We start from the raw sequence: 13,734 nt of genomic DNA, 5'->3' as shown, positions 1-13,734 counted from the left end.
GGATGGTTATGCAACTGAAGCGGGTTCCTTACGGGAATAAGCTGCTGAACTGTTTTGAGCATATGATCGTCTCCGCCGCATCGATGTGGGACCGGGACGAGCCGCTTCACTTCGCCTGTTCCTGGGGCTTTGAATTCAAGTCCCGGGAAGAGGAAGGCGGCAAATCCGTCGGAGAGCGGCTGTACAACGGAAGCTATCCGGACCGGGATCTTGCCTACCACATCGAACGGTATTTCGGCATCCGCTTGAACACGCATAGACCCCGGAACACGGGGGAACTGGCGGACCTCGTGCGCAGGGAGCTCGGAAGAAACCAGCCGACCGGCGTAGAAATGGACTCGCTCTGGTGCCCGTTTCATCCCGTGTACCGGAAGCAGAGCCTTCCGCACAATTTTCTTATCACGGCTTTCGACGAGACGGGCGGGAAGTTCGATTGTATCGACTCTTTGTTTTCGGATCGTACGGAGAGCATCGATTTCTTTCACTTGGAGCAGGCGTCTGTCATCTGTTACACCTTTGACCGGCTGGACCCGTTCATCCCGCCTCACTGGAGCGGGATCGCCCGCGATGCGGCATCGTGCATGCTGGACAAGGCCTCCGGCGAAAACGCGTTCGACGCCATGCGCAGATTTGCGGGGGAGGTGTCCGAGGGGCTGGACGTTCAGGCGGAGCTTGAACAATACCCGTGGCTCCAGACGTCGCCCCTCTTTCTGCAGCTCCACACGATAGCCGTTAACCGGTACAAGTTTTCGGAAACGCTGGCCTGCCTGCACCGTACAAGCGGGGTGGAAGAGCTTAAAGAGCTGTCCGGCCGCTTGTACGAATGCGGGGACCTCTGGCAGACCGCGGAACATTTGATCTTGAAATCTTATTACATGAAAAACCGGGCGGCCTCTCTCGAAAAAGTAGGCAGCCGGATTTTGCGGCTTGCCGATGCGGAGGAAGAGCTGGCCCGGCGTCTTTACGAGCTTGGCGCGCAAGCGCAGGCGGACGAGGCATGCGGGGCGCACGAGGCATGCGAGATGCACAAGGTGCACGGGGCGCACGGTTTGCCCGGAGGTTTGCAATGACGGATCGCCGTGTACAAGGCCTGCTTGCCCGGCTGCATGAGCTCAGGCCCTACGCCAAGACGGCGGAGGATATCGCCTGCAATGTAAACTGGCTGGTTTCGGAGGGCTGCCATACTTGGTTTCACGATTCCGGTTCTCTCGGGGCTGCTCTCGGTCCGGGAGATTACGCGGAGTTTATTAGCGGCCTCGCCGGCCGGTGCCCCCACACCGCCCTTGGATTTTCCATGCATGCGTATACGGTAAGAGGCTTGTGGCCGGTTCTTTCGGAATCTCAGCAGGCCTTTCTGCGTGCCCGGATAGAGGGGGAAGGCGCTCTGCTGGGCGCCCTGAACGACCCCAATCTGTATTTTATCCGGCCGTCGGGGCTGGACTTCGGGTCCTTTCCCCTGCGGGCACGGCCTGCGGAGGACGGGAGCGGAGGCTACCGGCTGAGCGGAACGAAGAAGTTCGTATCGCTCGAACCCTTCGTCAGCTATCTTCCCCTCTATGCGTTAGCGGAGGAGAAGGGCGGACAGAAGCGGATCGTCATCCTGCTGATCGACAAGAACCGGGACAGCGTCATCCGGGCCGAAGACTGGGACAGCATCGCGATGGGCGGAACGTTCAGTAACAGCCTCTCGTTCGAGGATGCTTATATCCCGCAGGAACGCGTCATTTACGAGGGGGCCGGAGCTTTTTCCGAGACGGCGCTGCTCGCTTACTGGTACCGGCTCAGCAAAGCGTCCGTCTATCTGGGAATGGCCAGATTGGCGATGGAGCAGGCCGAGACCGCGTGCCGCAGTCAAAAGGTGCCGCACACGGGCCGGTCTCTGGCTTTTTTCCCGGGGGTCCAGTTCACGCTCGCGGAAATGGTCGTGCTGGTCGAAACCAGCCTTTCCCAGATTGCCAGGCTCTGCACGCTTATGGACGGCTGCATGCAAAAGCCGGCTGACGCTGCCGCCCGCGACCGGGAAACGAACGTTTGCAGCCTCGTGACCATGCAGTATGTGCTGAAAGCGAGCGAATCGGTCGTGAACCTGGCGATGAAAATAGCGGGCGTGTCGAGCTTGTCGTCGGGACATACGCTGTCTTCCTTATACACGGATGTAAAAGCGGGCCAGTTCCATGCGCCCCAGCCCGATATCGCGGCCGAGCTGATCGCCAAAGACAAGCTGGGGATCGTGCCGGTGCGAAGCCGGTGGGTGTAAAGCGTGTTTTCAGAAACGGAGGGGAAAGAGTGCCCTTTTTTAAACATTGTCAAGAATGGGTGCGCACGAAGATGCCCATTCCGAAAGTGACGGTACAGGAATTGTTCGAAAAGTGGGCAAGGCGCTGTCCGAACCGGATCGCTTTGTGCGACGAAAGCGGCGAGATTTCATACGGGGAGCTGAACGCCCGCGCCAATCTTCTGGCCAGGCGGTTAAAACGGGAGGGCGTCGGCCCGGATACGATCGTAGGGCTGCTCGTTCGCAGATCTCCGAGTCTTTTTATCGGCATGCTGGGCATCTTGAAAGCGGGCGGAGCCTACCTGCCCGTAGATCCGCTGTTTCCCCGGGAACGCATCGCGTTCATGCTGAAGGACAGCGGAGCTGCCGTTCTGGCGGGAGACCCCGGGCTGTACGACCCGTCCTTGTTCGACGGACCGTATGTGGACCTTTGCCAGGCAGCCGGAAATGAGGAGGAGAACGCCGGACAGGCGGATAGAACCAACCTTCCTCCCCAATCGCGGCCTCAGCATCTGGCCTACGTCATCTATACGTCGGGATCGACGGGAGTGCCCAAGGGAGTCATGATCGAGCACCGCTCGGTCGTTAACCTCATCGAGGGAGTATCCGCCCGCATTGATTTCTCGCCGGACAGGACTATGATTGCGCAGACGACCATGTCGTTTGACATTTTCGTGCTGGAGAGCCTGCTTCCGCTTGTAAAAGGGATGAAGATCGCCATAGCCGGAGAAGCCGCTCATCTGAGCCACCGTGTGTTCAATGAGACGCTGCTGCGTCACGGCGTGGATACGCTGCAGATCACCCCGACCCGGATGCGTCAGGCTCTGCAGTCTGGCGCCGCGCTGGACGGCTTGGCGGGTCTCCGGACGATTCTGCTGGGAGGCGAGGCGCTGCAAGGTGATCTGGTGGAGCGGCTCAGAAGCGTCACGTCGGCCCGCTTGTACAACATGTACGGGCCGACGGAGACAACGGTGTGGTCCACCCTCCAGGAGGTCGCCGACGGGGTGTCCGTCACCATCGGGACCCCCATCGCGAATACGCGCGTGTACATCTTGGATGACGAAGGGAAGCTTCTGCCGCCGGAAAGCACGGGGGAATTGTGCATAGCCGGGGACGGCGTGGCGCGAGGGTATATAAACCGTCCGGCGCTTCAGGACGAGAAGTTCCGGGAAGACCCGTTCGTTCCGGGAGCGCGCATGTACAAAACCGGAGACCTCGCCCGCTGGAACCGGGATTACCGGCTGGAAGCGCTCGGCCGGCTCGATGATATGGTCAAGATCAACGGAAACACCGTGCATCTTGGCGAGATCGAGCACGTGATTTTGCAATCCGGGCTCGTGCAGGCGGCAGCCGTAACCTCCCGGGAGACGCCCGGGGGCGGATGTTCACTGACCGCTTACTATGTAGCGGAGGACAGTTTGCCGGCCGGGGCTCTGGTGGGTATGCTTGCCGCAAAGCTTCCCGGGCCGTTTATCCCGGCCGAATTCAAGCGGATCGGGCGCATGCCGGTGATGCCCAGCGGCAAACTGGATAAACGCGCGCTGGCCGCGCAGGAGGAAGGAGGCTAATGTGATGGGCAGTGAACAGGTGGCGGCAGCCGTGCGGGACATTCTCGGGTGGATCAAACGGCTGGACAAGCCCGTCGAACCCGACCGCAATCTGATTGAATACGGGTATGATTCTATGAATATTATGCAGCTCATTGTCGATCTGGAAATTCATTTCGGTATCGCTTTTCCGGAGGAGCAGCTGCTGACGTCCAATTTCTCCACGATCGACAGCATCGTATCGCTGATTGAAGCCGGCCTGAACAAATAAAAGTGTCCGCCGAAAAAACCTCCTTTCCTTACGGATGGAGGTTTTTTCGGCGGATTTTTCCGCATGGTTCCTTTAATCCAGCTGTTCAAGCAGATTTTTGAAAAAAGCGAGCGACTCGGCTTCGGCCTGCTCCGCCTGATCGATGCGGGCCATAATGCGGGGGCCAAGCTGGGCGAAATCGAAAGTCAGCGAAGCACGGATGAGCAGGTTGGCGGCAATCATCCAGCTCTGTTCGGCCTCGAAGACACGCCGGACGGCTTCCTGTTCACCGCGCCGCTTCAAATACGTGCCGAAATGATAACGTGAATTGCCCACCTCGCGGACCTGCTGGTACAAATGTTCCAGTACCGGATCGGCTTCCTGCGGTGACAGGGTGAAGATTTCATTCAATTTGCGCCTTAAGTCGGGAAAGGCCGACAGACCGCAAGTTCCGCCCGAGACCGGCTGCGAGAACTCATACGGAAGCCTTCCGTCCATAGCGCTGCAATTTTCCGCTACGATCCGTTTCCATTCCTGGCCGGGGGACAAGGGGATATAGTCCGCGGCCGTCCTGACGGCATACAGGCGGAGAGACTCAAGGGACAGGGAGGGAAGAGAGCGGGCGAAAATACTTTGCAGATCCGCCTCTTTTATAAAGCCGTGATACTGGTAGTAGTGGTCGCAGACCTCGAATTCATCGTTCTCGTAGCCGATCACTTCAAACTCGTGCAGGGAGTTGCTCTTTTGATAATAAGGGCAGTAAGGCAGCTCGAAAACATCTCCCGTTACGCCGATGCTCTTGCTTCCCTGCTCCAAAATCCGGCGGATTTCCTCTACGTATGCAGGGGTGTCGGCGATATTTTTCTCTGTCCAGATGATGCCGAACCGGGAACGGATATGCGCATACAGCTCGCGGAAGTAAGGGGAGAGGATGAAAAAGGTGGAATTCCCGGTCGTCCGGCTGTCGTCTTTGTAAAACAAGCCCGTCTGCGTGTAAACACGGCTGATATCGATGTCTTCTCTCTTCAGCATGGCGGCCAGATTGACGAAGTGGCAGTTGTGGCGGGGATCCCGGTGAATCGTAAACGTCATGAACGTTCAGCTCCTTCCAGCGTAATGGCAAAGATGCGGATGCACGGGTGATCTTCGAACCGGATGCCGTCGATATCTGCCTCTTCTTCAAGAAGCACGGAGGCGGCCCACAACCGGAGCTGAATATGGGGGAAAGGCCCGGACGGCATGTTGGATTTGGAGCACGCGATCGCGCAAACATTGTCGAATGAAGCTTCATGGGCCATATGAAGAGTCAGCCCGAAGCTCTTCTCCATCACGATTTCCCCTCCTTTCATGAGCGCGAGAGTGGTCGTCATGTCTCCGTCGCTTCCTACGCCGAGAATATGAACGGCTCCGGTTTTGAAGGGGGGGAAGCGGCAGGTCTGCCCCGTCGTCTCCAGGTGATCGAACGCTTCCGTGCGTTCAAGGCGAAACGGAACGGACGAAACGGTAAGCGGCTGCCCGAAGGGCATTTCCTCTTCCGGATAAGAAAGCCCGCGCAGCGTGATTCCGCCCTCTCCGTAGCTTCCTTCTCCCGTGGCCCCCTTCCGGTTGAAATAAGGTTTCAAATCAAGCGGCATAAAATGTTCGGACATGCACGTCACTCCTTTCCTTCTCCCTGTATCTTAACGGACAGCCGGCCGGCAGGCTCGGCATCGCTCGCTGGATTTTTCCCCGGCAAAAGCCGAGTCACGGAGCGGATACGGCTGAAACCGCAGGCGGGGCGAAGAGAGCAAGATAACGCAAGCAATGAGCAAAACAGGCAGATCGTGCCTTTTCGTGGAGTGCTACTATGAGGTTCAGAGACCAGCGTTAAGAGAGGTGAAGCTAGATGAGTGGGAAAAAGCTCGACATTTCTTACGAGCTGAAACGGGAAGACGTCGAGAATTACCGGACGAACGGACATGTCGGACTCCGCGGGATTCTTCCTCCGGATACGATTGTCCGCTTCCGGCAAGTCATCGCGGGTGCCGTAGAGCAGCGTGTCTGCCTGGGGGAAATCTGGCCGGAGAGGGACGACCGGGGCCGCAAAGAATCGCTGACGGTCATGGATCTCCGCAATTTCAGCCGGGACGTATACGAGTTCGTTACCGCACGGCGTTTTGCGAAAGCGGCGGCGGAGCTGATGGGAGTGTCCCGGGTCAGGGTGCTGGGTGACTTTGCCGTCTTCAAGCAGGCGGGCGACAAGCACACGCGGTGGCATCAGGACAACAACCATATCGTGATTGATACGGACCGGACCGTCACCATGTGGATGCCCTTGACGGAAGTAACGGAGGCTATGGGCACGATGACCTTTATTTCCGGTTCTCAGCGTCTGACCGACCGCGCGAGGGGGGACGCCGCCAATCTTCGGACGGCCACCCGCCTGAAGCTGCCGATGTATTCCACCGGGCCCATGAATCCGGGCGATGTCACATTTCACGCCGGCAATACGCTGCATATGGCCGGGGAGAACCGGTCCGGCACAACACGCGAGGTGCTGACGATCATGTATTTCGAAGACGGGGCAAGGTTTATCGATCCGGAGGAACTTCCGGGTTTCGAGCAGTCCAAGCACCGGATTCATGCCATGAACGGATACAGCCGGGGAGACCTGGCGGACGGAGAAGATTTTCCGCTTGTTTACGACGCGGACCGGGACGGGGAGGAGAAGCCGTGAAGGACGGATATTATTTGTCGGCCTACCTGCACATCGATCCGTTGGATCATTTGCTGGATATGAACATGGGCAGGCACGATCAGAACCTGGCCCTGTTTCATAAAAGCGGCAGCGAGGTTCGGCTGGTCCGGTATTGGGAAGTGGAGAGGCTGACGGGAATGAAGCAGCACGCGTTTTCCTTTTACGACAAGAGCCATGCGGAGCAGCTGATCGGGCGTCTTCTGGGGACTTGCGGCTTAAGTCTGGAGGATATGGCTGAAGTGTGGGGCACGCCGCAGCTGCAAACTTGCGAGGACTACATCCCGGATTTATCGCAGCTGACCTATCACAGTATGGCGCACTTGTTTTCCGCCGTCATGCTGGATACGGAGCCTTTCTTCAACGGTCAGATCCTGGGTCTTGCCGTCGACGACAGTCCGGATACGCTACTGGACCCGCATGCCCGGACGAAGCCTTATTATTCCGGCTGTGTGGTCCGCCGCGGGGAAGTCGAGATGTTCCCGGTCTCGTCTCCGGGACCGCTGTGGTACTGGGCCATGCGGAGGTACTCCCTCCAGCCGGGGACGCTGATGGCGCTTTCGGCGGCCAGTACGAGCGAAGCTTACATGGAGCCGTTCGGAACGCTCAGCGTGCTGTCCGACCGTTATGACGGAGACGTGGAGGCTTTTTTCCGGGCGCTCGAGTTTATTGACGGGCTGACCCCCGCCGATGCGGGAACGCGGTTTAACGGGTTTGATCCCCGATTTACGGAGAGAGAGAACAAAATCAGCATGGTTATGAAGCACATTCAGGCGATGTCGATTTCCATCATGGAGCGGAACGTGGAGGAAATTCTGGAACGCTGCGGGCTGGACGCCTCGAAAACAGTACTGGCGCTTGCGGGCGGGTACGTCCTGAACTGTCCCACGAACAGCCATTTGATGCGGAAATACGGATTTGCCGGGTTTATGGCGCCGCCCTGCGTCAACGACGGGGGGATCTCCCTCGGAATGGGGCTGTATGCGTTTTATAAGAAAATGAACCATGCCTCCTTCCGCTTTAAACTGGAAAGCGCCTACGCGGGGACGACCGATGAAGAACTGGAGCCCCTGCTCCGTTCGTACAGCCCTTTTGTTCATTCGGTGGAAAAGATGGACTCCGGTCAAATCGTAAAGGATCTGATCCGGCAGCCGGTTCTCTGGTTCGATGCCGCAGCCGAGATGGGACCGCGGGCGCTCGGCCACCGTTCGATTCTAGGAGATCCGAGAGACGCGGGGACGAAGGACGCGCTCAATGAGATTAAACAGCGGGAGTGGTGGCGTCCCGTCGCTCCCGTCATGCTGGAATCGGAACTCGGGGAGTGGTTCGAGGACGCGTATCCGAGCCCTTTCATGCTGCATACCTTTACGCTGCGCGGCGACAAGCGGGAACGGGTGCCGGCCATCGCCCACCTGGACGGAACCGCCCGGGTACAGACGGTAGAAGCGGGAGTGAACCCCTCCCTGCATGAAGTGCTCCTCAGTTTTTACGAGCATACCGGGGTTCCGATGCTGTGCAATACGTCCTTGAACGATAAAGGGGAACCGATTATCGACACGCTGGAGGAATCCGTGAATTTCGCTTTGCGCAAAGGAATCCGTGTCGCTTATTTTAACGGAATCCGAGTTGAATTCCGGAATCATTCCGATTACGGGGAGACGCAACCTTTGACCCGGCGTGTGCGGATGAATGTATTGAACGGGAGCGAAAAAGAAGCCGCCTGGAAGCGCATCAATCCTCACGGAATTCCGGCGGACCTGCTGAAATACTACAAGCTGATCGTGGAGCGCAACCCGGACCGGACATATGATCTTACCGACGCCGTCCATGTCAAGGCGATCACCAAAGAAATCAGACGATTCAAAGCCATGTATGCGAAGCAGCTCGACTAAAGTCAGGAGGAAACTAAATGGAACATTCCTATCAAACGCTTGCCTTGCTCCAGGAAGAATACAAGCTTACCCGGCAAGAGATCGATTCTTATCAAGCCAACGGCCATCTGATGATCCGGGGCATGATCGGAGCGGAGGTAATCCGGCATTTCAGGGAAACCATCGTCAATCTGGCCGGCAAAATGTATCAGGAGGACTCTCACCTCTCGATCAGGGAAGGGGACAAAAAGCAGGGCATGCTCGTGTCGCATCTCTGGAAACGGAGCCAGTTTCTGACTCATCTCGCTTTCTCCCGGCGTTTTGCCAAAACAGCCGCCAAGCTGATGGGCGTGGAGGCGGTACGTCTCTACGTCGATTATGCGGTGTTCAAGGAGCCCGGCGATAAGGCGACAGGCTGGCACCAGGATCATAATCACACGCTGATCGGGACGGATCACACGACGACCATCTGGATTCCGCTGATCGATCTGCCGGAAGAAATGGGCTCCATGGGCTTCCTTTCGGGGTCGCAGACGCTGACTGACCGAACCAAAGGAGACTCCCGTCATATGAGAGAAGCCCATCGCAAGAACATGGAGTACGTCCATTACGGGGCCATGATGCTGGGCGATGTGACCTTTCACTCCGGCTGGGTGCTGCACAACGCAAATCCGAACGAAACGGACCGGGTGCGCGAAGTATACAGCGTCACGTACGTGGAAGACGGCGTACAAATGCTGGACCCCGGCGAGAACAAGGAACTCCGGGAAACCGTCATCGGTTCCGCGCATTTTCCGGACATGCGGCCCGGGGACTATATGCAGGGCGTACATTTCCCGCTGCTGTACTCCTGAAACGAAAACAGGTTGAGGAACATTTCCTCAACCTGTTTTCGTGCCGGAGTGTCCCGCGTGCCGGACGGCAGCGTGCAGAGCCGTTTGCGGCGCCTTAACGTGGCCTAGCCCGGGCGCTCCTGGCGGGCCGCGGGGCCGCCTGCGGCAGTGTACGCCGCATCCGGACGTAAAAACGGAGAACCCCCGGCACACCGCATGCGGTGCCGGGGGTTTTTCGTTAACCTTTGGCCCTGCCGTCAAGGCCTGTCAGAAGTACTGGGAAGGTACGTATTCCGACATCATCATCTCCATCAGTTTCATTTCCCGCTTATCCTTGCTGTCGAGGCTGGCATCCATGCCGAATTTCTCTTCAATAATTTCGACAATGGCCTCGGCAATTTGCTTGTACGCTTTCCGCGTGTAGTGCGTAACACTATCCGTATGGTCCTGCGGACTTGTGAGAATCCGGCCCACATCGACCAGATACGTATTCGCCTGCTTTTCCGTAAAACTCCTCAGCGCGGCGTTCATGGCCGCGTGGTGGATGTGCATATCCGTTTCGGCCCGGTCCCAAATCGGCACCTCGCTTCCGTTCACAAGGATGAGCACGGTTTTCTCCGGCAGCTTGCCGCGGATCCAGGCGAGGTTCTCGACAAGCTTCCCGGCGCTCAGCGGCCCCGTGAATTCAAGCTCCTCCTTGGCCGTCCGGAGCGTAGAATGATCGAGCTCGATGAACGTCCGCTCAATGACGAGGTCGAAGTTGCTTTCGTCCGTAAGAGGCAGATAGTGGCTGCCGAAAGCAAGCGTAATCTCCGGATACCGTTTGGGGCGGTAAACGGCGGCTTTGTAGTCGAGCAGCACGCTGTAAATGACCACATCGTAGCGGTCTTCGAACATGGAAGTCCGCAGCATTCCCCCATCGAAGAAAGGAAACGTCCGTGTGAGCCAGTCCAATTGTTCCTCCGTATATACCGGTGCTTGAACGATGTACTCGGTATGGTCGTTACGCAGCTGATCGGAGTTCTCATTGAGATACCAGTACTCCGTTTCCCAGTCGAACGACCGGTAGAAGTTCAGGTAGTGCTGGACCTGCTCCAGATCGCACCCGCCCTTGATCAGACAGCGGATCCCGCCGCTTTGGGCAGGCTCAGGGTCGGACAAGGAAACATGCATGATCCAGGTAGGGGGCGCGGGGCTTGTGAGAGTAGCCGCGACTCCCCCCGCAATTTGGATTTCCGGCGTGCCGAGGTGGTGGTAGAGCCACTGCTCCACCCCGAAATTCATAATTCGGCAGGAGAAAAAATAATGGAGGAGCCGATTGTCCTTAAGGGCATAAAACCCGGTAATCCCGTAATCTCCGAACCGGTCGCGCACATGGATGCAGCCGGTGTCCACAGAAGCGTCTTCGATGAGGAGGAGCAGTTCGTCCCGGCTGATCCGGTTTTTCGTGAAATTGAGCTGGGCCGTTTTGTACATCATTTCGAAGATGCGCTCCTGATGGGGGAGGCAATCCTTCATTATGTCTACGCAGATGCGGCTGTCTTTAAGAAACTGTACATTAGAAGAGCCGGATGTACCAAGGCTTTTGGCCGACTTCTCCAAAATCTTAAACTTCTCCAGCTGCTTGAGCTCCGGATCGGGCGATCCCTGCAGTTCGGGCAGATTCGGCAGTGTGCGGATTCGGTCCGGCGTACAGATCCGGATGCCCGGATTTTCAAAACGCGCTTCGTGCAGATGCGAAGGCTCGTCGTCGATAAACAGAACACTTTGCGGACGGAGCTTGCAGCCCGCTATAATTTTCTTGATCAGCTTGCCTTTCGGATTCCAGTTGATTTCCGGAAATACGAAATAATGCCACAAGCCGTGATCCTCCAACATATCTTTGACCTGCTTAAAGCTGTTCAACGAGCATATGGAATTCATGATTCCCCGGTGCGCAAGTTCCTTCAACACCTGTATGTGCTCTTCAACGAGGAGGACAGGCTCCTCCGAAATTACGCCTTTCCAGAAGGTTTGATCCATATCCCATATGACGAGCTTGATCGGTTCAGCGGTTGTATCCAATTCATTCACCCTCTTTAGACGAAATGGTAAGTGTGCAGTCCTTCTGCGGGGAGGAAGGATTAAGTATGGACCTGCTGCAAATTCATGAAATCCGTCATCAGGTCCTTATAACCGGAAAGACTCCCGAAAATTTTTCCTGCTTTCGTAAGACGCTCGGCATCCTCCGGCCGGGTAATATCGTAAACGACCTCGGACTCGTACTCCAGGTTGTATTTCCAGAACAGCAGAATCTCGACCGGCACGCCATGGGGGTTGAGCGCAGCGAGCAGGCTCTTCTTCTCTTCGGGGCTGAACGGATCGGCGTCAAACACACGTTTCTCGGGTTCTGCGGCCGTGTAAAGAGGATGGTTCTTCAGAACGATCCGGCTGTCGTTGTAGTAAAGAACCCGGATGCCTTTGCGCAGGCAGAAATTCAGCGCTTCTTCCAAACGGTCCACGATAGGCTCGCCCTTGCCGTTCAGAGAACTGTTGCAGATCACAGGAACTCCCGTCTGTTCGTAGAAGGACCGGAGAACCGGATACAACCGCTTATGCGCCGGACCGATCGTCTGGACGCGGGCCGTTTTATCGAGATGGAGGGCTGCTTGTATGCGGGGCTGCCGGTCCGGCTTGGCCCGGAAGGTATGCAGCATGTACGGCGTCGCGAAAGCGTCCTCGAACCAGTCCCCGACCTGTTCTTCCATCACGATTGGAGCTACGGGACGCCACCACTCTCTCTGCTTCCACTCATTGATTTTATCCTTCGTCCGGCTTTGGCGCGGATCGCCGAGGATGGAACGGTGCCCGAGCGCACGCGGTCCTATCTCCGAAGCGCCCTGAAACCACGCGACAGGCTCCTCGACGATATCTTGGACAACCTGCTCCGGCGTATAGTCCGAGAGTTCTTCTATGAACGGACCGTACCTCGCAACGTCCGCCGGACGAAGAGAGGGATTGTCCCCGGAAGTTCCGTAGAAAGCATGGCCGAGCTTGAAACGGAGGCGTGTTTCCCCGGATTTTTTATAGAAAGCAAACAAGCCCATTCCCAGCGAAATGCCCGAATCGTTCACGCAAGGAGGGGCGATAAAGCCCTTGAACTTGTAATGCTTCATCAGCCGGCTGTTGGTCGGGCAGTTCAGCGTGTAGCCGCCGGACAAGGACAAGTACGTCTCCTCGGGAACGATGCCGAACTGCTCGATAAGCTTGTCGATGGCGGACTGCATGATCTCGATCGTAATGGCTTGAATTTCTTTCATCGCCATGCTTGTCCGGTTATCCTGCTCGGAAAACAAGGGGTCCCAGCCGGTGAAGCCGACGCCTTCTCCTTCGGCCACACATTTGTCGATATGGGCATCCAGCTCCTGCATGACGTTCTGCTTTACGAATTTGCCGTACGATCTTCTCTCCAGAGTGGAGAAATCCCGGGTCAAGCGGAACGGCTTCAGCAGCCGGCTGCCGCTTGCCTCGGCCAGCGCCATCAGCGTCCCTTCTCGCTTCTGAAAATGGCCGGAGGCCAGCCCCCACCAGATGCCGGGCGATTCGACGGGAACCACTTCAATATTTCCTTTGCGGCTGTAAGCGGCCGAATAGTAGTACGTATTTTCCTTCCAAATCGGCGTGACGACGTTATCCGGCGCCGTATCTACCGCCAGGGACAGAATATTCGAGCTGTAGAACGTGTCCGTGTCGGATAGCAGGGAAGAGAAGAGATGGCAGATATTGTGGTAGGCCATCTGAGGGTAGCGGTCAGCCGAGTGATAATCCGAATGTGTATCCAGGCCCGGCGTGCCCCAGATCTCGACAAGGTCGTCCGGGCTCAGTCCGAGAGGCTGAAGCAGCCGAGAGATCAGTCTCATCGCTTGGGCCCGGTCGTAGAACGACAAATCATGCTGCTTCATTCCCGTTACTCTCTCCAGCTCCCAGTAGCGGACCAGCTTGATTTCGCCGCCGGTTTTCAGAAACAAAGCCATGTTCTGATCGTGCCGCTGCACAATATTCAGAAGATGACAGAACGGGTCGATGTGCAGGTAGGCAGCCAGATAGTAACCGTCTTTCATACGCATACCTTCTTTCCAAGGGTAGGTTTCCCTTCATTTTTACATGCGGGCTTTCCGGCTAACTCGGCTTATCTAAACGGATTTGCCCGGGCGAAATCGCTCAAGGAATGCCGATTCCGGGAGG

11 protein-coding genes are annotated in these 13,734 nt (G+C 57.0%); 7 read left to right on the top strand and 4 right to left on the bottom strand.

Annotation, left to right across the window (positions count from 1 at the left end):
* Positions 1-8 precede the first annotated feature (8 nt).
* The 4 genes from ACI48J_RS21700 to ACI48J_RS21685 are packed head-to-tail and all read left to right on the top strand — an operon-like array spanning position 9 to position 4,093.
* Positions 9-1,070: a BtrH N-terminal domain-containing protein gene (locus ACI48J_RS21700; RefSeq protein ID WP_405080200.1), complete on the top strand. Its 1,062-nt coding sequence runs from the start codon at positions 9-11 to the stop codon at positions 1,068-1,070.
* A complete protein-coding gene (locus tag ACI48J_RS21695) occupies positions 1,067-2,257 on the top strand; it encodes an acyl-CoA dehydrogenase family protein (RefSeq protein WP_405080199.1) in 1,191 nt (396 codons plus the stop codon). Before ACI48J_RS21700 ends, ACI48J_RS21695 begins: the two co-directional genes overlap by 4 nt.
* A 29-nt stretch (positions 2,258-2,286) precedes the next feature.
* Positions 2,287-3,843 carry an amino acid adenylation domain-containing protein gene (locus tag ACI48J_RS21690; protein WP_405080198.1) on the top strand — a complete coding sequence of 519 codons (1,557 nt, stop codon included), beginning with the start codon at positions 2,287-2,289 and terminating at the stop codon, positions 3,841-3,843.
* Between the two features lie 4 nt (positions 3,844-3,847).
* The gene (locus ACI48J_RS21685) at positions 3,848-4,093 is read left to right on the top strand and encodes an acyl carrier protein (protein ID WP_405080197.1); all 246 of its coding nucleotides are present in this window, start codon (positions 3,848-3,850) and stop codon (positions 4,091-4,093) included.
* Positions 4,094-4,165: 72 nt separating this feature from the next.
* On the opposite strand, the gene ACI48J_RS21680 is transcribed toward ACI48J_RS21685, so the two are convergent.
* Positions 4,166-5,164, bottom strand: coding sequence for a BtrH N-terminal domain-containing protein (locus ACI48J_RS21680; protein ID WP_405080196.1), 999 nt, complete (start codon positions 5,162-5,164; stop codon positions 4,166-4,168).
* The gene (locus tag ACI48J_RS21675) at positions 5,161-5,721 is read right to left on the bottom strand and encodes a hypothetical protein (protein WP_326055433.1); all 561 of its coding nucleotides are present in this window, start codon (positions 5,719-5,721) and stop codon (positions 5,161-5,163) included. The genes ACI48J_RS21680 and ACI48J_RS21675 overlap by 4 nt, the downstream gene beginning before the upstream one ends.
* A gap of 236 nt (positions 5,722-5,957) precedes the next feature.
* On the opposite strand from ACI48J_RS21675, the gene ACI48J_RS21670 reads away from it, so the two are divergent.
* Genes ACI48J_RS21670 through ACI48J_RS21660 form a run of 3 tightly spaced genes read left to right on the top strand, consistent with a single transcriptional unit; the run spans position 5,958 to position 9,531 of the window.
* Positions 5,958-6,788 carry a phytanoyl-CoA dioxygenase family protein gene (locus ACI48J_RS21670; protein WP_405080195.1) on the top strand — a complete coding sequence of 277 codons (831 nt, stop codon included), beginning with the start codon at positions 5,958-5,960 and terminating at the stop codon, positions 6,786-6,788.
* Complete coding sequence (locus ACI48J_RS21665; RefSeq protein ID WP_405080194.1) at positions 6,785-8,698, top strand: carbamoyltransferase C-terminal domain-containing protein; 1,914 nt, start codon at positions 6,785-6,787, stop codon at positions 8,696-8,698. Before ACI48J_RS21670 ends, ACI48J_RS21665 begins: the two co-directional genes overlap by 4 nt.
* A gap of 17 nt (positions 8,699-8,715) precedes the next feature.
* Entirely contained in the window at positions 8,716-9,531 is an 816-nt protein-coding gene (locus ACI48J_RS21660) for a phytanoyl-CoA dioxygenase family protein (protein ID WP_405080193.1), read from the top strand.
* Between the two features lie 246 nt (positions 9,532-9,777).
* On the opposite strand, the gene ACI48J_RS21655 is transcribed toward ACI48J_RS21660, so the two are convergent.
* Entirely contained in the window at positions 9,778-11,574 is a 1,797-nt protein-coding gene (locus ACI48J_RS21655; protein WP_405080192.1) for an HAD-IIIC family phosphatase, read from the bottom strand.
* Between the two features lie 59 nt (positions 11,575-11,633).
* Entirely contained in the window at positions 11,634-13,610 is a 1,977-nt protein-coding gene (locus ACI48J_RS21650) for a carbamoyltransferase C-terminal domain-containing protein (RefSeq protein ID WP_405080191.1), read from the bottom strand.
* Between the last annotated feature and the right edge of the window lie 124 nt (positions 13,611-13,734).

Origin of the sequence: Paenibacillus chitinolyticus (assembly GCF_045038035.1) — a bacterium.
Classification (GTDB): domain Bacteria; phylum Bacillota; class Bacilli; order Paenibacillales; family NBRC-103111; genus Paenibacillus_F; species Paenibacillus_F chitinolyticus_A.
This window is presented reverse-complemented; position numbering and strand designations above follow the sequence as displayed.